General features: G+C 42.7%; 25 protein-coding genes. 9 read left to right on the forward strand and 16 right to left on the reverse strand.

What is annotated here, in order from left to right:
- Window positions 1–27 precede the first annotated feature (27 nt).
- The 4 genes from EGC80_RS08360 (at window position 28) to EGC80_RS08375 (ending at window position 4,716) form a co-directional block, all read left to right on the forward strand.
- Window positions 28–1,245 (forward strand): aspartate aminotransferase family protein, encoded by a 1,218-nt coding sequence (locus EGC80_RS08360; RefSeq protein WP_124012447.1) that lies wholly within the window; start codon window positions 28–30, stop codon window positions 1,243–1,245.
- 115 nt (window positions 1,246–1,360) lie between these two features.
- The gene (gene astA, locus EGC80_RS08365) at window positions 1,361–2,380 is read left to right on the forward strand and encodes an arginine N-succinyltransferase (RefSeq protein ID WP_101034172.1); all 1,020 of its coding nucleotides are present in this window, start codon (window positions 1,361–1,363) and stop codon (window positions 2,378–2,380) included.
- Between the two features lie 9 nt (window positions 2,381–2,389).
- The gene (gene astD / locus EGC80_RS08370; protein WP_101034173.1) at window positions 2,390–3,850 is read left to right on the forward strand and encodes a succinylglutamate-semialdehyde dehydrogenase; all 1,461 of its coding nucleotides are present in this window, start codon (window positions 2,390–2,392) and stop codon (window positions 3,848–3,850) included.
- A 68-nt stretch (window positions 3,851–3,918) separates the two neighbouring features.
- The gene (locus tag EGC80_RS08375; RefSeq protein ID WP_101034174.1) at window positions 3,919–4,716 is read left to right on the forward strand and encodes a DUF1338 domain-containing protein; all 798 of its coding nucleotides are present in this window, start codon (window positions 3,919–3,921) and stop codon (window positions 4,714–4,716) included.
- A gap of 60 nt (window positions 4,717–4,776) precedes the next feature.
- On the opposite strand, the gene EGC80_RS08380 is transcribed toward EGC80_RS08375, so the two are convergent.
- The 4 genes from EGC80_RS08380 to crp form a co-directional block, all read right to left on the reverse strand.
- Window positions 4,777–6,111 carry a sensor histidine kinase gene (locus EGC80_RS08380; RefSeq protein ID WP_124012446.1) on the reverse strand — a complete coding sequence of 445 codons (1,335 nt, stop codon included), beginning with the start codon at window positions 6,109–6,111 and terminating at the stop codon, window positions 4,777–4,779.
- Window positions 6,108–6,782, reverse strand: coding sequence for a response regulator transcription factor (locus EGC80_RS08385; protein ID WP_101034176.1), 675 nt, complete (start codon window positions 6,780–6,782; stop codon window positions 6,108–6,110). Before EGC80_RS08385 ends, EGC80_RS08380 begins: the two co-directional genes overlap by 4 nt.
- A complete protein-coding gene (locus EGC80_RS08390; RefSeq protein ID WP_232772146.1) occupies window positions 6,763–7,113 on the reverse strand; it encodes a PepSY domain-containing protein in 351 nt (116 codons plus the stop codon). Before EGC80_RS08390 ends, EGC80_RS08385 begins: the two co-directional genes overlap by 20 nt.
- A 121-nt stretch (window positions 7,114–7,234) precedes the next feature.
- The gene (gene crp / locus EGC80_RS08395) at window positions 7,235–7,870 is read right to left on the reverse strand and encodes a cAMP-activated global transcriptional regulator CRP (RefSeq protein ID WP_101034178.1); all 636 of its coding nucleotides are present in this window, start codon (window positions 7,868–7,870) and stop codon (window positions 7,235–7,237) included.
- 297 nt (window positions 7,871–8,167) lie between these two features.
- On the opposite strand from crp, the gene EGC80_RS08400 reads away from it, so the two are divergent.
- A complete protein-coding gene (locus EGC80_RS08400) occupies window positions 8,168–8,947 on the forward strand; it encodes a tetratricopeptide repeat protein (protein WP_101034179.1) in 780 nt (259 codons plus the stop codon).
- Window positions 8,948–9,186: 239 nt separating this feature from the next.
- On the opposite strand, the gene EGC80_RS08405 is transcribed toward EGC80_RS08400, so the two are convergent.
- From EGC80_RS08405 to EGC80_RS08415, 3 genes are all read right to left on the reverse strand, one after another.
- On the reverse strand, window positions 9,187–10,083 hold the full coding sequence (locus tag EGC80_RS08405; protein WP_101034180.1) for a phosphoribulokinase: 897 nt from the start codon (window positions 10,081–10,083) through the stop codon (window positions 9,187–9,189).
- 128 nt (window positions 10,084–10,211) lie between these two features.
- Window positions 10,212–10,466 carry a YheU family protein gene (locus tag EGC80_RS08410; protein ID WP_101034181.1) on the reverse strand — a complete coding sequence of 85 codons (255 nt, stop codon included), beginning with the start codon at window positions 10,464–10,466 and terminating at the stop codon, window positions 10,212–10,214.
- Window positions 10,467–10,476: 10 nt separating this feature from the next.
- A complete protein-coding gene (locus EGC80_RS08415; RefSeq protein WP_124012445.1) occupies window positions 10,477–11,493 on the reverse strand; it encodes a hydrolase in 1,017 nt (338 codons plus the stop codon).
- Window positions 11,494–11,605: 112 nt separating this feature from the next.
- Between EGC80_RS08415 and EGC80_RS08420 the strand changes: the two genes are divergently transcribed.
- The 3 genes from EGC80_RS08420 (at window position 11,606) to EGC80_RS08430 (ending at window position 15,632) form a co-directional block, all read left to right on the forward strand.
- Window positions 11,606–12,118 carry a TAT leader-containing periplasmic protein gene (locus tag EGC80_RS08420; protein WP_124012444.1) on the forward strand — a complete coding sequence of 171 codons (513 nt, stop codon included), beginning with the start codon at window positions 11,606–11,608 and terminating at the stop codon, window positions 12,116–12,118.
- A 24-nt stretch (window positions 12,119–12,142) separates the two neighbouring features.
- A complete protein-coding gene (locus EGC80_RS08425; RefSeq protein WP_101034184.1) occupies window positions 12,143–13,732 on the forward strand; it encodes a GMC family oxidoreductase in 1,590 nt (529 codons plus the stop codon).
- A gap of 538 nt (window positions 13,733–14,270) precedes the next feature.
- Entirely contained in the window at window positions 14,271–15,632 is a 1,362-nt protein-coding gene (locus EGC80_RS08430) for a glycoside hydrolase family 5 protein (protein WP_124012443.1), read from the forward strand.
- 678 nt (window positions 15,633–16,310) lie between these two features.
- Here EGC80_RS08430 and EGC80_RS08435 read toward each other — a convergent pair.
- Entirely contained in the window at window positions 16,311–16,805 is a 495-nt protein-coding gene (locus EGC80_RS08435; protein ID WP_124012442.1) for a TIGR02444 family protein, read from the reverse strand.
- Window positions 16,806–16,877: 72 nt separating this feature from the next.
- A complete protein-coding gene (locus EGC80_RS08440) occupies window positions 16,878–18,788 on the reverse strand; it encodes an ABC transporter ATP-binding protein (protein ID WP_124012441.1) in 1,911 nt (636 codons plus the stop codon).
- 160 nt (window positions 18,789–18,948) lie between these two features.
- Between EGC80_RS08440 and EGC80_RS08445 the strand changes: the two genes are divergently transcribed.
- Window positions 18,949–19,146, forward strand: coding sequence for a YheV family putative zinc ribbon protein (locus EGC80_RS08445; protein ID WP_164839440.1), 198 nt, complete (start codon window positions 18,949–18,951; stop codon window positions 19,144–19,146).
- 47 nt (window positions 19,147–19,193) lie between these two features.
- Here EGC80_RS08445 and EGC80_RS08450 read toward each other — a convergent pair whose 3' ends face one another.
- From EGC80_RS08450 to dksA, 7 genes are all read right to left on the reverse strand, one after another.
- A complete protein-coding gene (locus tag EGC80_RS08450) occupies window positions 19,194–19,712 on the reverse strand; it encodes a DUF4124 domain-containing protein (protein WP_124012440.1) in 519 nt (172 codons plus the stop codon).
- A gap of 442 nt (window positions 19,713–20,154) precedes the next feature.
- Window positions 20,155–21,009 carry a pantoate--beta-alanine ligase gene (gene panC, locus EGC80_RS08455; RefSeq protein WP_124012439.1) on the reverse strand — a complete coding sequence of 285 codons (855 nt, stop codon included), beginning with the start codon at window positions 21,007–21,009 and terminating at the stop codon, window positions 20,155–20,157.
- A gap of 48 nt (window positions 21,010–21,057) precedes the next feature.
- Window positions 21,058–21,855, reverse strand: a complete 798-nt coding sequence (panB, locus tag EGC80_RS08460; protein ID WP_101034191.1) for a 3-methyl-2-oxobutanoate hydroxymethyltransferase — start codon at window positions 21,853–21,855, stop codon at window positions 21,058–21,060.
- Window positions 21,856–21,917: 62 nt separating this feature from the next.
- Window positions 21,918–22,409, reverse strand: coding sequence for a 2-amino-4-hydroxy-6-hydroxymethyldihydropteridine diphosphokinase (gene folK / locus EGC80_RS08465; protein ID WP_124012438.1), 492 nt, complete (start codon window positions 22,407–22,409; stop codon window positions 21,918–21,920).
- A gap of 5 nt (window positions 22,410–22,414) precedes the next feature.
- Window positions 22,415–23,716 carry a polynucleotide adenylyltransferase PcnB gene (gene pcnB / locus EGC80_RS08470; RefSeq protein WP_164839545.1) on the reverse strand — a complete coding sequence of 434 codons (1,302 nt, stop codon included), beginning with the start codon at window positions 23,714–23,716 and terminating at the stop codon, window positions 22,415–22,417.
- 252 nt (window positions 23,717–23,968) lie between these two features.
- A complete protein-coding gene (gene gluQRS / locus EGC80_RS08475; protein WP_101034194.1) occupies window positions 23,969–24,850 on the reverse strand; it encodes a tRNA glutamyl-Q(34) synthetase GluQRS in 882 nt (293 codons plus the stop codon).
- A gap of 120 nt (window positions 24,851–24,970) precedes the next feature.
- Window positions 24,971–25,414, reverse strand: coding sequence for an RNA polymerase-binding protein DksA (gene dksA, locus EGC80_RS08480; protein WP_101034195.1), 444 nt, complete (start codon window positions 25,412–25,414; stop codon window positions 24,971–24,973).
- Window positions 25,415–25,517: the final 103 nt, after the last annotated feature.

Raw genomic sequence — 25,517 nt, forward strand, 5'->3', positions numbered from 1 at the left:
CGTTTACAACCTGAAGGATAAAATGCAATGAGTGTAGAAATGAATCTAACCCGTGCCCAATTTGATGAAGTTATGGTGCCTAATTATGCGCCTGCCGCGGTTATTCCTGTACGCGGTAAAGGTAGCCGAGTGTGGGATCAAGAAGGCAAAGAATTCATCGATTTCGCTGGTGGTATTGCAGTAAATTGTTTAGGTCATTGTCACCCTGCTTTAGTGTCTGCATTAAAAGAGCAGAGCGAAAAGTTATGGCATTTATCAAACGTAATGACTAACGAGCCAGCGCTTGAATTAGCCACAAAGTTAGTTAATGCCACTTTTGCTGAGCGGGTATATTTTGCTAACTCAGGTGCTGAAGCGAATGAAGCCGCCTTAAAATTGGCTCGTCGTTATGCACTAGACAACCATAGTGCTGATAAAGATCAAATCATCGCATTTGATAAAGCGTTCCATGGCCGTACATTCTTTACGGTAACCGTAGGCGGACAAGCTGCTTATTCTGACGGTTTTGGCCCTAAGCCACAAAGTATTACCCACGTGCCTTTTAATGATATCGCTGCACTTGAAGCGGTTATTTCTGATAAGACTTGTGCCATCATGCTTGAACCTCTTCAAGGTGAAGGCGGGATTATCGACGGTGATCCTGAGTTCTTAAAAGCGGTACGTCGTTTAGCCGATAAGCACGACGCATTAGTGATTTTTGATGAAGTACAAACGGGCGTAGGCCGAACCGGTGAGCTATTTGCTTACATGGGTACTGATATCGTGCCTGATATTTTAACCAGTGCCAAAGCGCTAGGCGGTGGCTTCCCTATCGCCGCAATGCTAACAACAGCAAAAATCGCCGCTCACTTTAAAATCGGTACTCATGGTTCTACTTATGGCGGCAACCCACTGGCTTGTGCTGTAGGAAATGCGGTAATGAATGTGGTTAATACCAAAGAAGTACTGGACGGTGTTAAACATCGCGAACAGCTATTTCGTGATGGTTTAGCGGCAATTAATGCCAAATACAACGTATTTAGTGAAGTGCGTGGTAAAGGCTTGTTAATTGGTGCGGTATTAAATGAGCAATATGAAGGTCGTAGTCGGGAGTTTTTGTTAGCCTCAGTTGCTGAAGGCTTAATGAGTTTGATGGCCGGTGCAAACGTTGTGCGTTTTGCTCCTTCATTAGTGATCCCAGAAGCTGATATCGCAGATGGCTTATTGCGTTTTGAACGCGCTGTAGCAAAAGTGGTTGCAGGTTAATTAGCAAAAAGTGCACCCCCAGCGTGCACTTTTTTGTTTGGGTACGCTGACAACGTAAATATGCGCCGAAATGTATTTCAGCGCTGTTTGCTTGTGGCGCAATGAGGAGATTAAGATGTTAATCATACGTCCTATCCGTGCAAGTGATTACGATGCACTCTACAGTATCGCAGTCGAGTCAGGCCACGGTTTTACATCTTTACCAGTTAACGAAGAGTTACTGCGTTCAAAGATTGCTAGGGCAGAGGCATCTTTTATCAAGCATGTTGATAAACCTTTTGACGAAGGTTATTTGATGGTGCTTGAAGACATGAAAACCAATGAAGTTGTTGGTACCTGTGGTATTGAAGCGGCTGTCGGCATGGAAGATGCTTTTTATCATTACCGTTTAGGTACTGAGGTATACCACTCTCAACAAATATCGGTCCGTAATGAAGTTGAAACCCTGACATTATGCCATGACTACACGGGCGCCGCGGAACTGTGTACCTTGTTTTTAAAAGACGGTTATCGTAAAGGTAACAATGGTCGAATGTTGTCGCGATCACGTTTTTTATTATTAGCCCAACATCAGCATCGCTTTGGTGAAACTGTGATAGCTGAAATGCGCGGTGTTAGTGATGATCATGGCGACTCACCTTTTTACGAATGGCTACAGCATCATTTTTTAGGCATCGACTTTATTGAAGCCGATTATTTATCTGGCTTAGGCAAAAAAGCGTTTATGGCCGAAATGATGCCGCGAAACCCTGTTTACGTGTGTATGTTGCCTAAAAAAGCCCAAAAAGTGATCGGTGAAGTCCATAAAAATACTAAGCCAGCACTGCGTTTACTGCAAGCTGAAGGATTTAGGTTCCGCAATTACGTCGATATTTTTGATGGCGGCCCAACGGTTGAATGTTCAATTAGTGATATTCGCTCAGTAAAGAAAAGTCGCTTACTCACGGTTAACATCGGCAAAATGTTACATGCCGATCACCATTTTATTATATCCAACACTTCACTCGCTGATTATCGTGCATCAGCGATAAAATTATTGGTCTCTGATGAACACGACAATGTACTGCTTAGTCCTGAAATCGCCGCCGGTCTTATGGTTAGCGAAGGCGAGCAAATTCGTGTTTTAGCAATGTAGGAGCAAGAAATGACACAATATATTAAAGGTCAGTGGTTAGCTGGCGAAGGTCATGATATTAACTCAAAAAACCCTGCCAACGGTGACGTCATTTGGCAAGGTAACACTGCGACTGCCACACAAGTGAATGCAGCTGTCGATGCCGCTCGCGCGGCGCAGTTTGATTGGTTTATGTTGGGCTATGAAACCCGCTTGACCATTGTAGAAGCGTACCGCGCAGAACTAGAAGCTAATAAAGCCGAAATCGCTGAAACCATAGCCCAAGAAACGGGTAAGCCACAGTGGGAAACCGCAACTGAAGTGGGTGCTATGATTGGTAAAATTGCCTTGTCAGCGAAAGCTCACGACAAACGTACCGGTACTGAAACCAATGATTTACCTGCAGGACGCGCCGTATTACGCCACAAGCCTCATGGTGTTGTGGCCGTATTTGGTCCGTATAACTTTCCCGGGCATTTGCCAAATGGTCACATAGTGCCAGCATTATTGGCGGGTAACACAGTGGTATTTAAGCCGTCTGAATTGACGCCTAAAGTGGCTGAGTTAATGCTGAAATGTTGGGATAAAGCCGGTTTGCCACAAGGTGTGATTAACCTAGTGCAAGGTGAAGTTGAAACCGGTAAAGCGTTAGCGTCGCATCCACAAATTGACGGATTATTCTTTACCGGCAGTTCTCGTACTGGGCATATTTTACATGAACAATATGCTGGCCTCCCAGGTAAAATCTTAGCCTTAGAGATGGGCGGTAATAATCCCCTTATCGTTAAAGGCGTAACGGATACCAAAGCTGCAGTTCATGACATCATTCAGTCTGCTTATATTTCGTCTGGCCAGCGTTGTACTTGTGCCCGTCGTTTATACGTTGAAGAAGGCGCGCAAGGCGATGCGTTAATCGCAGCGCTAGTCAAAGCGGTTAAGCAAATTAAAGTCGGTCCTTGGAACGCACAACCGCAGCCGTTTATGGGGGCGATGATTTCTGAAACCGCAGCGCTTGGCATGGTTGGTGCACAAGCTACCTTGCAGTCACTAGGTGGCGTTTCATTAGTTGAGTTAGTGCAAGTTGAAGCCGGAACCGGTTTAGTCACTCCAGGTTTAATTGATGTGACTCAGATTGCTGAATTACCTGATGAAGAATATTTTGGTCCATTATTGCAACTCGTTCGTTATCGCGATTTTGACCAAGCGATTCATTTAGCCAATGCGACTCGCTATGGTTTATCTGCAGGTCTATTAGCGGATAGCCGTGAAGATTATGATTACTTTTTAGCGCGCATTCGTGCAGGTATTGTTAATTGGAATAAGCAGATCACTGGCGCATCAGGTGCGGCACCGTTTGGTGGTGTTGGCGCATCGGGTAACCATCGTGCAAGTGCATTTTATGCTGCTGATTACTGTGCTTACCCAGTCGCTTCAATGGAAGCTGACGCGGTGAGCTTACCTGCAACTTTAAGCCCTGGTTTATCAATTTAACTGATAAATTCATCGCATGATCAGTGCTGGCGATGTTAATCGCCAGCCTTATTTAGAAGGATTTAACCATGCATACTGACGTTAATGCTTTATTTGCTGCCTTATGGCAAGACTATATTCAGATGACGCCGTCAGCGGCGAAAATTCATCAGCTATTAGGCCACGGTGCTCCCATCATCAATGACCATATTGCGTTGCGGACCTTTAATATCGCCAAGGTGAATTTAAACGTACTGGCCAAGCATTTCACTTCTCTTGGTTATGTCGACAGTGGTGATTATCAGTTTGTGCAGAAAAAACTGATTGCCAAGCATTTTGAACATCCGGATCCTAAACAGCCAAAGGTGTTTATTTCTGAGCTGTTAGTTGAAGAGTTTAGCCCTGAGTTGCAAAAGACCATTCATGACTTAGTTGGCCAAGTGGATGTCGCAGCTACTACTGCAGATAATTTCATTTATTCTGGCTGTCATTGGGATCTAGATAAAGCGACATACCAAGCATTACTCGTTGAAAGTGAATATGCGGCGTGGGTTGCGGCATTAGGTTATCGTGCCAATCATTTTACGGTTTCAATTAATGATTTACCTGAGTTTGAGCGTATTGAAGATGTAAACCAAGCCTTAAAACAGGCTGGCTTTTTATTAAATAGCTCAGGCGGTGAAATTAAAGGGTCGCCAGAAGTGCTGCTAGAACAGTCTTCGACCATGGCCGATAAAGTGGTGGTGAAGTTTACCGATGGCGGTGTTGAAATTCCAAGTTGTTTCTATGAATTCGCCCGCCGTTATCCGATGGATAATGGTCAGATTTATACTGGTTTTGTAGCGGCATCAGCCGACAAAATTTTTGAAAGTACCAATGCGATGTAATGTTCATCTATCGACAAAGAACCTAATTGAGTCATCAATTAGGTTTTTTTATGGGTATTGTTATTGATTAATCAAAATACTGACGCTCAGGCCTTTTAACGTTTCACTGCGACTAAATTGCAATACAAAACCGTATTGGTCACAAATCTCTTTAACGATAGATAAGCCTAATCCATGACCCATGGTGGCTTCATCTAATCGAGATCCTCTGGTGGTTAGTGAGGCCATTTGGGCTGGTTCTACGCCAATACCATCATCTTCTACTTGCAGTAATATTGCCTCTGAATCTGTGTAGCCAATACTGATGTTAACTTGGGTGTTTGCCCATTTAAAGGCATTGTCGAGCAAGTTGCCAAATAATTCCATGCCATCTTCGCGATGAATTGGAATACGACTTATCTGCTGCGGATTGACTATGGTGCATTGTATATATTGTTGGTGATGCACTCTATGTAGCGTTTGGATTAAGCTATCGAAATCTTTTGGAATGGCTAATTGTGCCGCGGGTAACATGTCCCCTGTTATGCGTGCCGCAGCCAATTTACGTTCAATCATTTTATGGACTAAATCCAATTGCTGCTGCATTGCCATCGCGGCATCGGGATGGCTGAGTCCGAGAGCTTCAACTTGTTGCTGCATCACCGCGAGTGGGGTTTTTAAGCCGTGACTTAAATTACCTAAGTTATTGCGACTACGTTCAATCTGTTTAGCCGTGTAGTCTAATAATTCATTATAGGTTTCGGCGAGTGGGCGGATCTCCGCTGGAATTTGTGAAATGGATAGCGAGGCAATCTCACCTTCGCGAAGCTTAGCCAGAGCACCTTGGATTTGATTCACCGGCTTAAAAGACTGGCGTAAAATAATAAAAATACCGGCGATCATCGCGAGTAACATGCCAATATTGATTGCCAATTTAGCGCCAAACACTTCACTGAAGACACTACGGCCGATACTGAGGTCTTGGGCGACAGTCAGTGTTGCGGTGTTGGGGCTGTTTGGCGCGCCTATGCCGATAGATAAGAGCTGCATATCATTATTTTTGGGCCCTTTAGCCTGCCAAACGCGTTTTTGTTGCGCTTGTAAGGGTTCAATGTGTAACTCTGCATCCCACAAGGACCGAGAGCGAATAGTTCGGTCGGGCAAATTTAATTGGAAGTAACGTCCTGAATAGGCGGGTCGATAGAAGCTGGATAATTGGCTTTGGTCGATAACTAACTCATCTTCATTGAGTTGAGTGGCGATAATAATATGTTCTAAATCTTCTTCTAGGCGGTTAATAATTGAGTCATGAAACGCATCTCGCAGCATCGACTCAAACAAAAATAAGCCTATGAGGGTGGCAATGATGATTAATCCACTGAGCCATAGACTTAATTTAAAACGAATTGAGATCATTCAATAATGCCATGAAAAATATAACCCTGGCCACGGCGGGTTTCGATAGCTGTTTTACCCAGTTTTTTACGTAAATGTGTCACGTAAACTTCAACGACGTTACTTTCTTTTTCATCATCAAACTGATAAAGCTTGTCTGTAAGCTGCTGCTTAGAAAGAAGTTTTTTTGGCGACATCAAAAAGATTTTGAGTAACCTAAACTCCATAGATGTCAGTTCATATTCTTGATCATCGACAGTAACTTTTTGTTCATTTTCGTCGAGGTTGACGCCGGCATAACATAATTGTTTGGATGATGAGTTTATCCGCCCATGAGCGCGATGAATTAACGCTTGAATGCGAGCGAGCAGTTCTTGGGTATGAAAGGGCTTACCTAAGTAATCATCAGCACCCGCATTAAAACCTTCAACCTTTTCGTGCCACTGACTGCGCGCTGTCAACATAATTACGGGGGTATTGATGCCACGTTCACGCCATTGAGTCACTAATGACAAACCATTTCCATCAGGTAAGCCTATGTCTAAAATGACACAGTCATAATTGGTTTCTTTCATCAAATAATCGGCTTCAATAGCTTTGTCTGTGACATCGGTAATATAACCTGCTTGCTTGAGTTGTTTTTCAAGCTCGGCAACGAGTAATGGGTTATCTTCAACGAGTAACAGTTTCATGTTTAGTACATTCGCTCGGTAATTGAGTCAATGAATCTTGCATGCCATTAGCTGCATCTAACTGCAGATTAACAACATGCCCTTGTTTTAGCTTAAATTGTAGATTATAGCGCAATTTATCTTGGTGTTGATAAAGCTGCGCGTCGATTAAGTGGCCATCACAATACTGCGATACCCAGGCTAAGTAATCATCTAATGAACGTATATTACCAGAAGAAACCAATTTTTGGACATTGTCGTGATCCAGAGGGAGTTCTTTTGCGGGAATATCTTGTTGGTTAATGGTGATGGCCATTAAGCTGCTCATTACTGTGGAGAACAAGCTATTCATGGTCGCTCCAAAATAAAAAAAAGTGGCGTTCAGAGTATGAACACCACTTTAAGTATCTTGGCTTAAATCAAGCTGAAGCCTAAATGATTAAGGCTTAAACATTTAGCCTTAGTCGTCGTTTTTAGCGAGTGCCATAAACCACGATTGTTTTACCGTGTGCTTGAATCAAATTTTGTTCTTCAAGCATTTTTAAAATTCGACCAACGGTTTCGCGTGAACAACCGACAATTTGACCAATCTCTTGGCGGGTGATCTTAATCTGCATGCCGTCAGGATGTGTCATTGCATCAGGTTGCTTAGCAAGATGTAATAATGTTTGTGCAATACGGCCAGCCACATCAAGGAAGGCTAAGTCGCCCACTTTTTGACTAGTGCTGTGTAAACGATATGCCATTTGCGCAGAAAGCTTCATGAGAATTTCAGGATTAACCTGAATGAGTTGCTTAAACTTCTTATAAGAAATTTCTGCAATTTCACATGCTTGCTTAGCACGAACCCAAGCAGTACGTTCAGATTGTTCTTCAAACAACCCAAGCTCACCGATAAAGTCGCCTTGATTAAGATAAGACAGGATCATTTCTTTACCTTCGTCATCTTTGATCAATACTGCGACCGAACCTTTGACGATGTAATATAAAGTGTCAGACTCTTCACCTGCGTGAATTAAAGTACTCTTTGCTGGGTACTTATGAATGTGACAATGTGAAAGAAACCATTCTAATGTTGGGTCAGGTTTTGGCTTACCAATCAGAGCCATATGATATTCCTCGATTGATTAAAAATGAAAGTAAGTAATGTCTAATTAAGCATTCTACGCTATTGAAACGGTGAAAACTTTGATAGAGATCGTATTTAGAAGTGTGGGTAGTGTATATTAACTTGTTAAATTTTAGATTAAATTTATCTCGTTTGTGATGACTGTCCACTTTTTTTGTGAATTAGTCTTCATCATCACTACGATTGGGTTACAGCCAATGGCATTTATCTATTGTATTAGAACTATGTCTTAGCTAATGTTATTTAATCAGCATCATTAATAGTTGTCGAGGTATGCGTGAAAAAACTGAGTCAAATCGGGGTTGTTATCTGTGTCGTTTTATTAAGTGGGTTAAGTTTGTCTGTAAAAGCGTTTGTGATCCCGCCCTCCATTCAGTCTCAGGCGGCGACTAAACTGGTTCATATTCAGATTAAAGCTAAACAGGGCAATGCTGATGCACAATTTTTATTGGGCTTAATGAACCTTTCAGGACGATTTGCTACTCAAGATACTCAACAAGGTTTGAATTGGATTAATCTTGCTGCTCTGCAGCAACACATAAAAGCACAACAAACATTAGCGGATTTAGCCTTTGAAGGTAAATTATTTCCGCGTGATTTAGCGCTTGCTGAAAAATGGTATCTGCAAATGGTTGAGCAAGGTGATAAATGGGCTCATTTTCGTTTAGGGTTTATTTATTCTGCTGGTGGCGATGGCGTGGTGCGTAATTGCGGTAAAGCAATGGAGCAGTTTAGTGTTGCGGGTGATGCTGTATCAATGGGCAATATTGCTTGGATATTAGCAACGTGCCCTGAAGCTGAATATCGAGATGGCTCGCGTGCGGTGTCGATGTCGTTAAAATTACTTGAGCATGATCAGAATGATCCGACTGTATTGGATAACCTTGCGGCTGCATATGCAGAACTCGGTGATTTTACTGCAGCGATTGATACGCAGAAAAAAGCCATTGATGCCTTGAAGGATTACCCGGAGATTGCGCGCAGCGATGAGTTTATTTTGCGCTTGAAACAGTACCAAAATAATCAAGCTTATCGAGAAATTATCCCGCTTATGTAATGCTCAGAGTGAGCAATGTGAGTCATTTACTATTATCAACCAATCAGTGTATTCACTTGTTTATCTGAAGGGATAATAGTTGATGTGGGTGCTTGAGCCGCGACGTTGTTTGGTTTCGTTAATGTGCTTAATGCACTAACAGAACAAAAAGGGGGATTAGCACTTTAAGCACATCAACTGCCGCTATTTCGCTTGAAATCACGATGTCACTATTCTAGCCACCATGACTTAAATCAAGCTTAATCGGGCTTGATATCATTTAGATTTTGTAACTCTATGCGTTTATCCATTAAGTCTTTAACCAATGGTGTCAAAATAAGCTCCATGGCCAATGACATTTTTCCACCGGGGACGACTAAAGTATTAATGCGGGACATAAATGAGCCTTGGATCATATTAAGATAATAAGGAAAATCAACATTATTTATGCCACGGAAACGGATCACCAGAAAGCTTTCGTCGAGACTCGGAATGTCTTTGGCGCTAAAAGGGTTAGAGGTATCAACCGTTGGCACTCGTTGAAAATTAATGTGGGTTCGCGAAAATTGCGGGGTCATATGTTTGATGTAATCATCCATGCTGCGGACAATCGAGCCCATCACTTTTTCACGGCTATGGCCCCTATCATTTGTGTCGCGGATAATCTTCTGGATCCACTCTAAATTGACAATGGGCACCATACCAATCAATAGATCAATATGTTTAGCCACATCGGCATCTTCAGTCACCACACCACCATGCAGTCCTTCGTAATACAGCATATCGGTATTTTCTGGTAACTCACGCCATTGGGTGAATGTGCCAGGCATTTGGTTGAACGGAACCGCTTCGTCAAATGTATGCAAGTAACTGCGTGTTTGGCCATTACCGGTGTTACCGTAACTGGTAAAGCATTCTTCGAGTTTTTTAAAGTTGTTTGCTTCGGGGCCAAAATAACTTAGATTACGATTTTCAGCCTGGGATTTTCGAATTAACACTTCCATTTCTGCACGGGTAAAATTATGAAAACTGTCACCCTCAACAAATGCAGCATTGATGCCTAGCTGTCTAAAAATATGAATAAAAGCGGTAGTTGTTGTGGTTGTGCCAGCACCAGATGAACCGGTTACAGCAATAATAGGGTGTTTTGCTGACATGTTATTTGCCTACGTAAAGTTGTGGACGAATGAAAATCAAGTCACTAGTTATACGGTAATTATCACCTTTGGGTCAATTATTCACCGGTGGCATATGATCAATTTGTCGTAGTTCTATCATTTAGTTATCACGATTCATGGGTAGATGACCGTGAAATATGTTCGCGTTGTCTGATGGCGATAGACTCGTCGTCTTCACTAAACTCGACAACTAATTCGCCTTTTTTCAGCGCTAGTTTACATTGTTCCATCGCACTTATTAATTGCTGCTCGCTAGCATCACTAAAGCTGCCATCTTCAAGTTGCGAAAACAGATATTCTTTTATCATACGTTGAAGTATTTCTTGAGGTAGTGTCAGTAGGGCTTCATAAGGCACAAGCATGGCGTATTTCCTATAAATGACTTAGCGAGGAAGAGGGGACATCGTGCTCGGTTATTGTGTCACCTGCAGATAGAATAAACTCGATGATACGATGCTCGAGATAAAAACGTGGTTTCCAAGGCCATCCCCCTTCAACAAATCCCACATGCCCACCAAACTCATGCAACTCGTATTCAACCATCGGCGACAATTGGTCTTGGTTTGGGATCACTTCATCGGTCATAAAGGGGTCATCTTTAGCGTGGATCACTAATGTGGGCTTAGTGATATGTTGTAAATAAGCAAGGCCGCTGGATTGCTGATAGTAATCATTGACGTCAGTGAAACCGTGTAATGGTGCGGTGACTTTATCGTCAAACAAATAAAAGGTATTCAGCATTTTGAGCTGCTTTTTAGTGATCGGCATTTGCTCGGTCAAATCTGCAGAGTTAATTTTGTCGAGCATTTTATCTTGTAAGCGTTTAATCAAAAAACGCTGATAAAGGGTTGAAAAGCCACTTTCTAGGCGTTTTGCACAGGCACTTAACGTGAGAGGGGCCGACACAACCACGGCACGTTCCAGTAAGCTATGTTGTTGTTTGCTACCTTGGTATTTGGCTAATACATTACCGCCCAGGCTGTAGCCGACAGCATACAGTGGCGAGTCTGGATAATAGTGTTTTAGTTGCTCAAGAGTGTAGGCTAAGTCGTTAACATCGCCACTATGATAGCTGCGGGCTAAGCGATTAGGCTCACCTGAACAGCCCCGATGATGGTGAACCAATGCAGACAGTTTGGCTTTTTTTGCTTCGATGAGCATTCTGCGTGCATAATGTGATTCTGTATTACCTTCAAGACCATGAATAATCACTAATATAGGCTCGCCATTTTGGGCTTGGCCAAGCCAATCTAAATCGATAAAATCGCCATCGGGTAATTCTTGTCGTTGCCTAAAGGTTGCAGGTCTGGCTACTTTAAAAAGCAATGGTAGAATCGTTTGAACATGCGGGCTAGCAGCCCACCAAGGCGGTGTGAATAACGTTTTCATAAAGGGAATATTTCTATAATAGTTTGTTAAAATTTAAACATGTGTTTAAATGTTACTCATGCCACTCTACCACATAAAAAATAGAGACAACAATAAACTCAAGGGGAAGTAAATGAAGCGGCGTACCTTTCTCACTGGAGCGTTTGCTGGAACTGCAGCATTGGCCCTAGGCGTTAATTTATATTTGCCAAATATCACTACTTCTTCGGATGATATCCATCACCGAGTATTGTTCAGTGTGTTGATCCCAGCTTTCTTAGATGGCGCATTACCCGAGGTACCCAGCCATCGAGAAATCGCGATGAATCGGACTTTGGATGCAATTTCACAATCAATTACCCATTTAGCGCCAGACCAACAACAAGAGTTGATGGAGTTATTGGAATTGCTTGAAGGACGTTTGGGCTTGTTGTTACTCAGTGGCAGTATGACACCGCTTTTAATGCGTGACCCCCAGCAATTGGTCGAAATGCTTGAGTTTTGGCGTTACAATTATTTGGATATGTTAAAAACCGCTTACGGCGGTTTACGTGAATTGATTATGGCCAGTTATTACGCCTGTCCAGAACATTGGGGCAACTTACGTTATGAAAAACCTACTTTTTTAGTTAATAACCTACAATAACTCTCTCGTGTAAGGAGCATCCCCTTGGCTATTATTGATCCGATTATCACTGGATTAAACGACGGTTGGCATCATATCGATGCCAGTCGCTTAGAGGTCGATCGCCATTTTGAAGCCGATGTTGTTATTGTTGGTACTGGTGCTGGTGGCGGTACGGCGGCAGAAATCTTAACGGAAGCGGGTTTAAAAGTGATCATGATTGAAGGCGGAGCGCTTAAGTCATCGACTCACTTTGATATGGAAGAACGTCACGCCTACCCCAATTTGTACCAACAAGCGGCCGCGATGAAAACTGCCGATAAAGGCATTGGTATATTTCAAGGTCGTACGGTGGGCGGGTCGACCACAGTGAATTGGACCACATCAATAAGAACACCTGAGCAAACATTAGCTTATTGGGAACAAGAGAAGTCGGTTAAAGGACTATCTTCGCAAGACTTACTCCCTTGGTTTGAAATGATGGAACAGCGACTTAATATTGAGCAATGGCAGTATGAGCCCAATCGTAACAATGGTGCATTACTTGAAGGTTGTGAAAAACTGGGCTGGGATTACACGGTTATCAAACGTAATGTCAAAGGTTGCTGGAATACGGGCTACTGTGGCATGGGTTGCCCTGTCAACGCGAAACAATCTATGTTGGTCACTACTATCCCCGCGGCGCTGGATAAAGGCGCTACGCTAATTTCACGCGCTAGGGTGATTAAGCTTGAGCATAAAGGCGATCAAGTTGTTGGGTTAACGGCACAAGCGTTAACAGAAGGCCTAAAGCCAACGTCAGTGCAAATCACCTTTAGTGCGAAACATTATATTTTAAGTGCGGGGGCTATTCATACTCCGACTATTTTAATGCGCTCTAATACGCCCGATCCCCATAAACAGTTAGGCAAAACTTTCTTACATCCTTCATTGTTATCGGGAGGGATTTTTGCGGAACAAATTAATGGTCACAGTGGTGCACCGCAATCTATCTATTCCGATGAATTTGTTTGGCGTGATGGCGCCGTGGGTGACGTTGGTTATAAATTGGAAGTTGCGCCTGTACACCCAGTATTGATCGCGTCAAAAACCATTGGTTATGGCGTTAGCCATGCACAGTTAATGGCTAATTTTAATCAAATGCAGGTCACCATTGCGCTTATTCGTGATGGTTTCAATCAGCAATGTCCTGGTGGACAGGTGAGGTTAACGGATACCAGTTTTGCATTAGATTATCCTTTAAACCAAGGATTTTGGGATGGTGCTCGTCGGGCATTTTTGTCGATGGCTGAGTTACAATTTGCTGCAGGTGCCAAAAAGGTGTTACCGATGCATGATGGTTTGTCATTTCTCAATTCGTGGAGTGAAGCAAAGCAGGTTATCAATAATGTCGATTTAGGCTTATTAAAAACCATAGTCGCATCGGCCCATGTGATGGGCGGTTGTGCAATGGGTGAAGATAAAGCCCTTGCAATGGTCGATGGTTTTGGTTATTCACACTATCTTGAAAATTTATCGGTGATGGACGGTTCGGTATTTCCAACCAGTTTAGGCGCTAACCCTCAGTTGTCTATTTATGGGCTTGTGGCTCGAAATGCGACGGCGTTGGCCCAAAAACTGACTCAAACTAGCTAGCTCAATTTATGTTGTATACCGCTATTGGGCGGTATATTACTTTGATATTGTCGTAGTTTGTCGATATTAGAGTCGATATTAGAGTCGAGATAACTCACTTTTATTCCAACGGTTATTAATATTTGGACTTCAGTTCGAGTAACGCCTTAACAATTTCATATTTTAAGGTTTTTTAGATCGTCAATTCAATTTTATCAATTGCTATAAGCCGGTTACCTACAGGATGTCGCGAATGTCGCGATCACATGGATGTGAAAGAGCAGCCTATAGTGCAAGCACTTCGGTGACACTTGGCAAGTCCTTCCCAGTAAACTTGGCCATGTCATCGACGGCCGCGTTACTCCGATATTTATGCTGCTTCGATTTTGCTTGATATTGTTTCGAATAACATAATTAAGTGCTTTTATTGTGGATCACCCGAAAAGATAGTGCTCGTTTTATACTGCCCAAAGGTGACCCTATTATGGCTAGCCAAGATCGTTGGCGAATACTCAACCACTGGTCTAGTCTTTAGTTACCTTTATTTTGCAGGTAATGAATGATGGCTAGACCAAGACAAACAATCGTGAGCTTAGAAGAGACACCTAATTATCATTGCTGCTCATGTGTTGTTCGTAAAGCGTTCTCGTGTGGCCTTGATGATGTGACTGATGAACACGTTGAGCATCGACGAGAGTGGGTTGATTCGCGGATCGTTAAACTAGCGACTATCTTTGCTATTGATATCTATGCTTGTGCACGCTTGTTAATACGCAAGAGTGTAACGCCTTTACTATTCGCCACAGTCATTTATAACTTACTCGGCTGTGGAAGTCCCAACGCTATTGCTAACGCAACAGATAATCCCGTGGTGCTATTAGACAGCTATTACAGCGACCTTTACGCATGGAATGATCAAGGTGGCCTGGAACAGACGCAACTCGGCCGAGGAATCAACCTTGGCAATTACCTAGAGGCTCCTGTCGAGGGCGAGTGGTCTGGTGGTCGCGTGCTGATTGAAGATGATTTACAAAGGATTGCCGCTGCCGGTTTTAAAACCGTGCGCATCCCGGTTCGCTGGTCCGCTCACGCCGATTTAACCTTCCCCTATGCCATTAATGATACATTTATGGCCCGCGTTAAAGAAGTGGTTGGCTGGGCCAACAATGCGCATCTAAAAGTTATCTTAAATGTGCATCACTATACAAAGATGATGCATGATCCAGAAAGTCAGCAAGCGGGACACATTCTTCGTTTACAGGGTATTTGGCAACAAATGAGTGAGCAATTTCCTCTCTCTGAATATGGCCATGATAATCTTATCTTTGAATTATTGAACGAGCCTAATAGCAGCATAGATCACAGTGATTGGAATAATATCATTGCACGATTATTGACGGTAATTTGGGGTGATATGGCAGCACAGCAAAATGATGGTACCACGCAGCGGACCGTAATGATTGGTTCGGCCAATTGGAGTCAGCCCGATGACTTAGCGAAATTGAGACTACCATCCTCGGTAAATGCGCGTAATACCATAATTACCATTCACTATTACAAGCCCTTTCATTTTACTCATCAAGGGGCTAAATGGGTTAATGGAGCAGACGATTGGATTGGCACTCGCTGGTTAGGCACACAAAGCGATCAGGCCCCCTTAATCGCTATGTTTGATCGAGTCACTCGTTGGAATGCGCACGCTAATCGCGGTTTTGAAATATTTATAGGTGAATTCGGCGTTTATTCGCGTAGCGTTGATCCCGATCAGCAAAAAGCCTGGACCGCTTTTATTGCGCGCGAGGCTGAAAAACGTAATATGAGCTGGGCATATTGGGAATACGCATCAGGATTTGGCGCATACGATGCTAATAAGGGCCAATGGCGACCAAAGCTAATCGAAGCTCTGATCCCAGTGCAATAATGTGTAAATGTATGTATTGAGTATTACCTGATGGTATTACTCAATACCATTAATCATGACCATTAATCATGCCACCAAGATTGTTGCTGCAAAAACCAAAGACCATGGTAATGATTATTGAAACCATCCATGTTACGAATTTGAAAATGGATGGTTTAGCTTTCCATCTACATATACGCCATTAGGCGATGGCCCAGGACCAGGGGCATCGTTTGAATATCACGTTAGCGTTATAAATATAAAGAAGACGAAGAAGCGGTTAGAACTTCTCAAAAAAATCGAGCTGATTATCTAGTAGGTCAGAATGTAAGCGTTAATATCAAATCTACCGCGTCGAAAGAAAAGTTAAATACTTATTGAAGGTGAATTAAAATCAATGACCGACTCGAAAAATAAATAATGTCTAAATCTTAATTTTATGCAATGAAAGCTAACATTCTAAGTGGTCGTAAGTGGTCGCGAAGTCAATAAAGATAGGCCGCGCGAAGCCGCGTCCTTATCCAATGTGTTGAACATACCAGATATTGAGTGTGACTAAGACTCTTCTTACTGTCACAACAGCCAGCCTATTTAGCATTGTTTAGACAATCTTTATTGTCTAAACAATGCTGTTATGGGTGAATCTTATTGTTAACCCATTGGTTTGCGTACAACTGGCTCAAATGAGATGACGATGTATTACGAGTTAATAAGACCTGTTTGCGTGGTTAACCCAGCCATAATGCTTTCATCTAAGCCAAATAAACTTAGATAGTGTTGTATATTTCCTGGTTCAGTATTGTCTGTAGTATCAGTGCTTAGTGGTTGTCCCTGCAGTAAATTCAATTTGTGCAATAACATGTATTGAGATTTACGTTCCATCACCAACTCAACATCGAGCATTTTTTGATATTCGTCGTTGTCTAAATGCGCCTTAGCGATCCGACGTAAGCGTCGATAAGGTTGTAAGACATTGGTTTCCCATTGATCAACCACAAGGGTTAATATTTCCCATTGTTGCTGCGTCAAAACATAATGCTGTTGATCAAGGTATTGCGCTAATAATAGAATATTAACGTTTACGTGGTAACTGTCTTGTAGGTGTATGTAAAACTGAGGGTTAATTGAATAGCTTTGCTCGCAATGACGCCAAATTGTATGACTAAATGTTTGGCGATGAAAAGGTTGCGACATACAGAATCCCTTGCTGCATTTGTGCGGTTAATTAACAGCACAAATGCCAATAAAATAATGAAAACCAATCGCTTATTGAAAATCTTGTTCGATAAGCTCAATCTGTTCTTGAATCTCTAACCAATCCATTTCACTTTCATCCATGGTTTGAGTCAGCGTCGTACGCTCGTTGAGAACCTTGGTCATTTTAGCTTTGTTCTCAGCTTCGTATAAGTCGCCATCGGCTAATTCAATTTCTAGTTCGGCTAATCTTTTGTTGATTTTTTGCTGTTGGGTTTCTAATTTTATTTGTTGCTTTTTCAATGGCGATACTCGTTGACGTAATTCAGCGTCCATCCTTTTTTGCTGCTTTTTATCCACCGAATCACTGCTAATGGCAGCATCCGTTTTGTTGCTGGCTTGGGCCAATTTAGCCGCATCGAGTAACCATTGATGGTAATCATCCAAGTCACCGTCAAAAGGTGTTACAACACCTTGATCCACTAAGTAATAGTCACTACAACTTAATCGTAATAGGTGACGGTCATGTGACACAATTACCATTGCACCTTCAAAGGTTTGTAATGCCATGGTTAGCGCATGGCGCATCTCTAAATCTAAATGGTTGGTGGGTTCATCGAGTAATAATAGATTAGGGCGTTGCCAAACGACTAATGCTAATACCAGACGCGCTTTTTCGCCGCCAGAAAACGGCCGTACTGGCGATAAAGCCATATCACCATTAAAGCCAAATCCGCCTAAAAAGCTCCGTAATTCTTGTTCGCGCGCATTGGATGGCGCCAGCCTGATCAAGTGTTGCATTGGGGTATCATCAAGGCTTAAAAATTCAACTTGATGCTGAGCAAAATAACCAATGTTCAATCCTGGATTAGGTTGATATTTACCGGTTTTAGCTTTTAATTGGCCAGATAACAGTTTAATTAGCGTCGATTTACCTGCACCGTTTCTCCCCAATAAACCGATACGAGCGCCTGGAACAAGGTTTAACTCAACCTGTTTAAGGATGGTTTTATCTTCATAACCAATAGAGACATTTTCCATCACCACTAATGGATTTGGCAATGCTTCTGGTGTTCTAAAGGCCATTTGAAATGGATTGTCTACTTGGGATGGCAATAACTCTGCCATACGTTCGAGTGCTTTTAAGCGACTTTGTGCTTGTTTAGCTTTACTGGCTTTATAGCGAAAACGATCAACAAATGACTGCATATGTGAGCGTTCTTTTTGTTGACGCTCGAAGGCCACTTGTTGTTGTGCCATGCGTTCTGCGCGCACGCGTTCAAAAGATGAGTAATTGCCTTTGTAATAATTTAATTTTTGATTTTCGATATGAACAATTTCACCGATAATGCCATCGATGAAGTCACGATCGTGACTGATCAAAATTAACGTTCCTTGATACGTTTTTATCCAACCTTCTAACCAATACATGGTATCTAAGTCTAAGTGGTTGGTTGGCTCATCGAGTAACAATAAGTCAGAACGGCATAACAGTGCTTGGGCTAAGTTGAGGCGCATACGCCAACCACCAGAGAAACTTTTGACCGGGTGACTCTGATCTGTATCTTTAAAGCCTAAACCGGCTAATAGTGAGCCCGCTCGAGCTTTAATAGCATAACCGCCAATAGCATCAATTTTGCCATGGATAAGCGCTATTGCATTGCCGTTATTATCATGTTCAGCTTGTTCTAATTGGGCTTCTAGTTGACGGTATTCGGTGTCGCCGTCCAGTACATACTCTAGTGCCGACACATTTAATGCGGGTGTTTCCTGAGCAACAGAGGCAACCTGCCAGCCTGCGGGGAAACTGAACTCACCTTTATCCAGCTGTAAATGACCCAAAATTAAGGCAAGCAATGTTGATTTACCTGTACCATTGGCGCCGACAAGGCCAACCTTGTGTCCGGGGTTAATCGTCAGTGAGGTTTCATCGAGTAAGATTTTACTGCCGCGAATTAACTGTGCTTGGCTTATCTTGATCATTAATTACAACTTGATTCTTAAGAATAGAATAATGGTGCAGATAATATCGCATATAGGATTTATTTCCCACAATCACGGGACTCATGTGGGCTAATCATGGCAAAATAGGCGTATAAAGCGGGTATAAACCTCATTGTGTAAACACTAAGTCGAGTAAATCATGACTAAAATTAAAAAGCGTTTTGTTGCAGGGGCTAAATGTCCTAAATGCAGCGCGAAAGACAGTATTCTATTGTTTAAAGAAAATGGCATTGAAACCATTGAGTGCACAGAGTGTGATTACCGTGAGCAACAAACTGATGTAAAAGCACCTCAAAAGGCTAGCGGCAGTATGATCGGGGTGTTTAAACCAGACTAGAACAGTCTGCTTAGGGGGATAACCTCAACATTGGCATTGAGTTGAGGTTAATTACTCATATATTCATCAGGGGGTGTTTCAGCAGAGACCTTCATCTTATGTTGATTTAATACACGGATAACATTGATGTTGTTTTTAGTGAGATCATTGAAACGTTCAGAGATGTTTTGTAATTCTAGGCCGTAACTTGGATCGTCTTTAGGTGTGGTCTGCCAATAACGTTTACGATCCAGTTTTTGGATTTCGCTCGCACGTAATATTTCAAAATAGCTATTTTCTTGTTTAAGTCGATAAATTTCGCCATCGAGTAATTGGAGTAATTTTTCTTTAGAAATAGTTTGTTTATTAAGCAAGGCTTTTAATGGATCGTCTTTCAACTCGCGCTTGTCAGAGTCGATTTCGGTGGTAATACCTAATTGATATTCAATTTTATGCTGGCTATATTCTTGCGGGCAAACTGTTTGGCTGAAAATGACTTTTTCATCCTTCATGCACTTGTAGATAGTATTGGCCTGAGCAGTAAAAGCGCTCATGGCGAGTACGATGAATAACAGTTTTTTTGCCATGCGGCCACACATCCTTTTGTCATCACTATTACGATTTTGATATTAGTGGTTTACGGTAGACTGTTTCGGTTATGTATTCAGCCTAACAGCGGACCACAGTGTTTAGCTTCCGACTAACTAACTAACTAACTTACTAACTAACTTAATTAGCTCGTGGTTTGGTGAACTTATTGACTTAAGCAGATTAGCATGTTTTTTAGCTACGTAACTAAGACATAACCCTTGCTCGTTAGCGGAAAGTTGATACACAGCCATCATGCTTAAATAACAATATAGCAACAATAGCGTCGAAAAAATAATGATATTGATTCAATATCATTCAATATGATGTAATTTTATCGATAAAACCAGTTTTTTGACAACAGAAATTTCAATAAAAAATAATATTTGTTTTGTTATTTAATGGGCTTAAGCTGAAACTGGATAATTTCATAGGTGGTGGCTAATTCGAATGACGAGAAAATAGCACGTTGTCGATTAAGCGCGTTTTACCGAGATACGCGGCCGCAATAACAATTAGCTTAGTGTCTGCTGCCGTCGCTTGGTGTAAGGTGTTTGCATTTCTCACTTGGAGATAATCGGGCGTAAAACCAGCACTAATCAAGTCTCGTTCAGCTTTCGTGATAGCTTGTTGTGCTGCTTCACCGTGTTGAATAGCGTGAATAATATTATCTAATACTTGTTTTAATCTTGCTGCCAAGTATTTTTCATCGGCGGTTAAATAGCCGTTACGAGAACTCATGGCTAGACCCGATTTTTCTCGGATAGTCTCGACACCAATTACGTCAATTGGCATCGATAAATCTTCAACCATGGTTTTGATGATCATCAATTGTTGAAAATCTTTACGGCCGAACAAGGCAATGTCAGGTTGCACAATATTGAACAGTTTGGTGACTATGGTTGCCACACCACGAAAATGCCCTGGGCGGCTTGCACCACATAATTGATCGCCAATGTCGGGTACTTCAACAAATGTTTGTTGTGCTAACCCTTTGGGATACATGATCTCAGGTGTTGGAGTGAAGAGTATTTCTGTTCCGGCAACCATAAGCAGCTCGCTGTCTTGTGCGAGTGTGCGAGGATAATTGTCTAAATCTTCGTTGGCACTAAACTGCATAGGATTAACAAAAATAGATACCACCACATGGTCTGCACGCTTTTTGGCTTCATCTACTAAGGCGATGTGACCTCGATGCAAATTGCCCATTGTTGGCACAAAAGCAACCGTTTCGCCCTTGCGGCGCCAAGCATTAACGTGTTCACGAATGGTTGAAATAGCGGAGGTGGTAATCATTTTCTGTTCAAACCTTAATGGAAAAACAATGCCGTTATTTAATGCGCATTATGAATTAAATGTGTGCTCTTCAGCTGGAAAAGTGCCGTTTGCTACTTCATCAATATACGCTTTAATAGCGGTACGAATTTCACCTGTTTGTTTAAGGTAGTTTTTTGAAAAACGAGGAATATAGCCACTGGAAATGCCTAACACATCATGCATAACAAGAATTTGGCCATCAGTGTCTGCACCTGCGCCAATACCGATAACGGGAATGGTTAGCGCTTCAGTAATGGCTTTAGCCAGCGAAGCCGGAATACATTCAACCACTAATAATTGCGCGCCTGCAGCTTGTATTGCTTTGGCTTCATCTAGAATACGTTGAGCACTATCAACATCGCGACCTTGCACTTTAAATCCGCCAAACACGTGCACCGACTGCGGGGTTAATCCTAGGTGAGCACATACTGGAATGCCACGTTCGGTTAACATTTTTACGCTTTCAAGTAGCCAATGTCCGCCTTCTAATTTAACCATACTGGCACCCGCCTGCATTAGCGTTGTAGCATTAGTCATGGTTTGTTCTGGGGTGCTATAACTCATAAACGGCATGTCCGCGATGAGCAATGCACGCGAAACGCCTCGTTTGACACAAGCTGTATGGTAAGCAATATCGGCAATCGTTACCGGTAAGGTATCATTATGGCCTTGAAGCACCATACCAAGTGAATCACCTACTAAAAGTACATCCACACCTTCGCTGTCAAAGGCGCCGGCAAAACTGGCGTCATAGGCCGTTAATGCGGTGAACTTTTTACCTTCTTGTTTGAACTTGATTAGGGTCGAACTGGTGACTTTTGACATAATAGACTCTTAAAACAATATTGAAATACTAAAAGCCGAGCTTAATGTTCTGGCCGTTAAGATCAACTTAAATCGATAAGTTTTTGCAATTCATCACGCATTTTCACACTAATAAGACTTTCAAGGCTTGTATTGCAAGGCAATGTTAGCGATGGCGCGATGTCTGCCAATGGTACTAACACAAAACTGCGTTGCTTCATGCCGTAATGAGGCACACAGAGTCGAGGTTTGCTTATGTGTTGATTACCATACAGTAACAAATCTAAATCTAGGGTGCGAGGTCCCCAGCGCTTAAGCCGAACACGCCCTTGGTGTTGCTCGATATCTTGCAAGGCATCAAGTAATTCAATCGGCAATAGGGTGGTATGAAACCCAGCGACAGCATTGACATAATCTGGCTGAACAACATCACCCATAGGCTTGGAACGATAATAAGCTGAGACCACAAACGTGTCGTTTACCGCCAATGCTTTTAGCGCCGTTACTGCAACATTGAGTTGTTGTATTGGCTCGGCTAAATTAGCGCCTAAGGCGACATAAACTTGAACCGCCATGGTGGTTATTCTTCCGCAGGCTTGGCTGCTGGTTTACGACGACGCTTACGCTGTGGTGCATTTCTGTTGCGACTATTACTGCTTTTGACACTTTTAGCTATGTCGCTACGGTCAGTTTCATCTGCTTCTACAAACGTTGTCCACCACTGAGCTATCTTGGCGGTATTGCCCGCTTCAGCTTCACCACGCAGTAGTAGCAAATCGTAAGCGGCTCTAAATTTAGGATGTTCTAGCAGTTTAAATGCCCGCGTGCCTTGACTCCGTTCTAAGCGCAGTTGCAGCTGCCAAATGTCGCGGGCAGGGGTACTAAAGCGTCGTGGTAAGCTAATCGTTAGGCATTGTTGTTCAAGCACATCACCCATAGCGGCAACATGTGCATCGTAGTGGGTTAACCCGCTTTCAATGGCAATATCATCGGCTCGGTATTTTACCGGATACCACAATATGGCAGCAAAGAAAAATGCTGGGGTAACCGTTTTATCCTCATTAACACGGATATCGGTATTACGCATAACGGCTTGCAGCATTTTGGCGGCATGTCCTTTAGGCGACTCTTCAATGAGTGCGCTGACCTGTGCAAACAAGGGTGCGAATAAACCAAAGCGTTGCATCATGTTATAATTGGCTTCAGCTTTGCCGGCAAAAAACAGTTTTAACACTTCTTCATACATGCGTGCTGCAGGGATATCTTTTAATAATGGTGCGAGTGCTTTAATTGGGGCCGCGGTAACGGCGTCGATTTGCATATCAAGTTTAGTGGCAAAACGAACGGCGCGCAGCATGCGGACAGGGTCTTCGCGATAACGGGTATCGGGGTCGCCAATAAGCTTAATCGTCCGAGCCTTGAGATCGTCTATTCCACCGCCATAGCTGCGAATAGAATAGTCGCTGATGTCGTAGTACAGCGCGTTAATAGTGAAGTCACGACGTTCAGCATCTTCATCAATTTCGCCGTAGACATTGTCACGCAGTAAACGCCCTTCAGCATTTGATTTCGATACGTTGTCGTTTGTTTCACTGTGGTGGCCGCGGAAAGTGGCCACTTCAATGACGTCACGCCCAAAAACGATATGTGCCAGTCTAAAGCGACGACCAACTAAACGGCAGTTACGGAATAGTTTTTTAATGTCGTCTGGCGTGGCGTTAGTCACAACGTCGTAATCTTTCGGTTGAAGGCCTAATAAAATATCACGCACACCCCCACCGACTAAATAAGCTTTATAGCCTGACCTATTAAGACGATAGAGCACTTTGAGTGCGTTCTCACTAATTTGGCGACGTGAAATCGAATGGCCATCTCTGGAGATGATATCCAGACGTAAGCCATCTTCTTGAATGGGGTCTTCAAGTACTGGAGCTACTTTGTTGTCTTCAAATAGCTGTTTACAGAATTGGCTAATACGGCGAAAAATAATACACCTCGAAATGCTAGAATAATTTGATTAAAAATCTGGCGGGTATAATACATTAAATGTGACCAAATGAGTACACATGTCGCGGGGCTAAAATGGGCTTAATGCAATCTTAATGCAATCATGTACGCCGAACGATGACGATACTTAGTTGTTTGTTGTCGTTAAGACAATTTCTTTTTGTGCTGGAATGGTACTTAGGTCAAATTGTTCTATTGCCTGTTTAAGCATGACCTCTACCGAATCTACATCAACCATTTGTTGGCCTAAAAAGGCAAGAGCAGCATTAATACTGGCTTGTGGGCGAATGATATCGATGGCGGGCGCGTGATTCTGCTTTGATAATTTAACGCCTTTTTGTGCACAGACTAGCGGTAAATGAAGCCAATCAGGTGGGGTAGCATTTAATTGAGTAAATAAACTTATTTGCCTGCAACTGGCTTCAAGTAAATCACAACCTCTGACGACTTCAGTGATACCTTGATAAGCATCGTCGAGCACAACGGCGAGCTGGTATGCAAATAAACCATCGCTGCGTTTAATCATAAAATCTTCTTCGGCGAAGGTGTTATCGACCAGTACATGGCCTTGAAGCTGGTCAATAAAGCGATCGATTTTAGCGTAATTTCTAATCCGGATCGCACCTTGTGTCAACTTAGGCTGCAGTCGGCCACAATGGCCATCGTATACACCACCATTGGCTTGGATCATCTTACGTGTGCATTGGCAATAATAAGCATCATCGCTGGCAATGAGTTGGTCTATTTTATCTTGATAAGCCTGATGACGTTGATGTTGAAATAGTGCAGTGCCATGCCAATGCAAACCGTAGGCATCAAGTGTGCGGAGGATATTATCGCTTGCACCTTGGACTTCTCGTGGGGGATCGATATCTTCTATGCGGACCAGCCATTGGCCTTGCAGACTGTGGGCGCGAAGATAACTGCCTAATGCAGCCGTGAGTGAACCGAAATGCAGTGGACCTGAAGGTGATGGTGCAAAACGTCCAACGTAGGAAGTGATACTCATGTTATTTTGTGGAGTATTTTTTATTCATTAATATCGCACTGTCATTACCGTCACTTACATGTGATGTGACTAAATTACAAAGCAAATAGGGCGAGATAATCTCGCCCTATTGGTAACGGGTTAACCCGCCATTTGTTTTTCTCTTATTTCTGCAAGTGTTTTACAGTCGATACATTGATCGGCTGTTGGGCGAGCTTCGAGACGGCGGATACCTATTTCGACACCACATGAGTAACAGAAGCCAAAATCGTCTTCTTTGATTAACCGTAAAGTTTTCTCAATCTTTTTGATCAGTTTACGTTCTCTGTCACGAGCTCGTAATTCTAAGCTGAATTCTTCTTCTTGTGCTGCACGATCTACAGGATCAGGAAAGTTTGCAGCTTCATCTTGCATGTGAGTTAACGTACGGTCGACTTCTTCACGCAATTGGTTACGCCATGCATCGAGGATCAATGTAAAGTGACCACGTTGCTTGATATTCATATACTCTTCACCAGCGGATTCCTGGTAAGGATCTACTCCGGCGATAGCGAGTACGCCAAGTTTTTTCGTGCCTTCAGGCATAACGCATCTCCTGTAATCATTTGCGTTTTAAGGGCGTCTAAAATTTATCGCCGCTATCTATAGCAGAAACTCTATGGCTAGGCAAATTTTTTACTCAGTATTT

The organism is Shewanella psychromarinicola (assembly GCF_003855155.1).
Lineage (GTDB): Bacteria > Pseudomonadota > Gammaproteobacteria > Enterobacterales > Shewanellaceae > Shewanella > Shewanella psychromarinicola.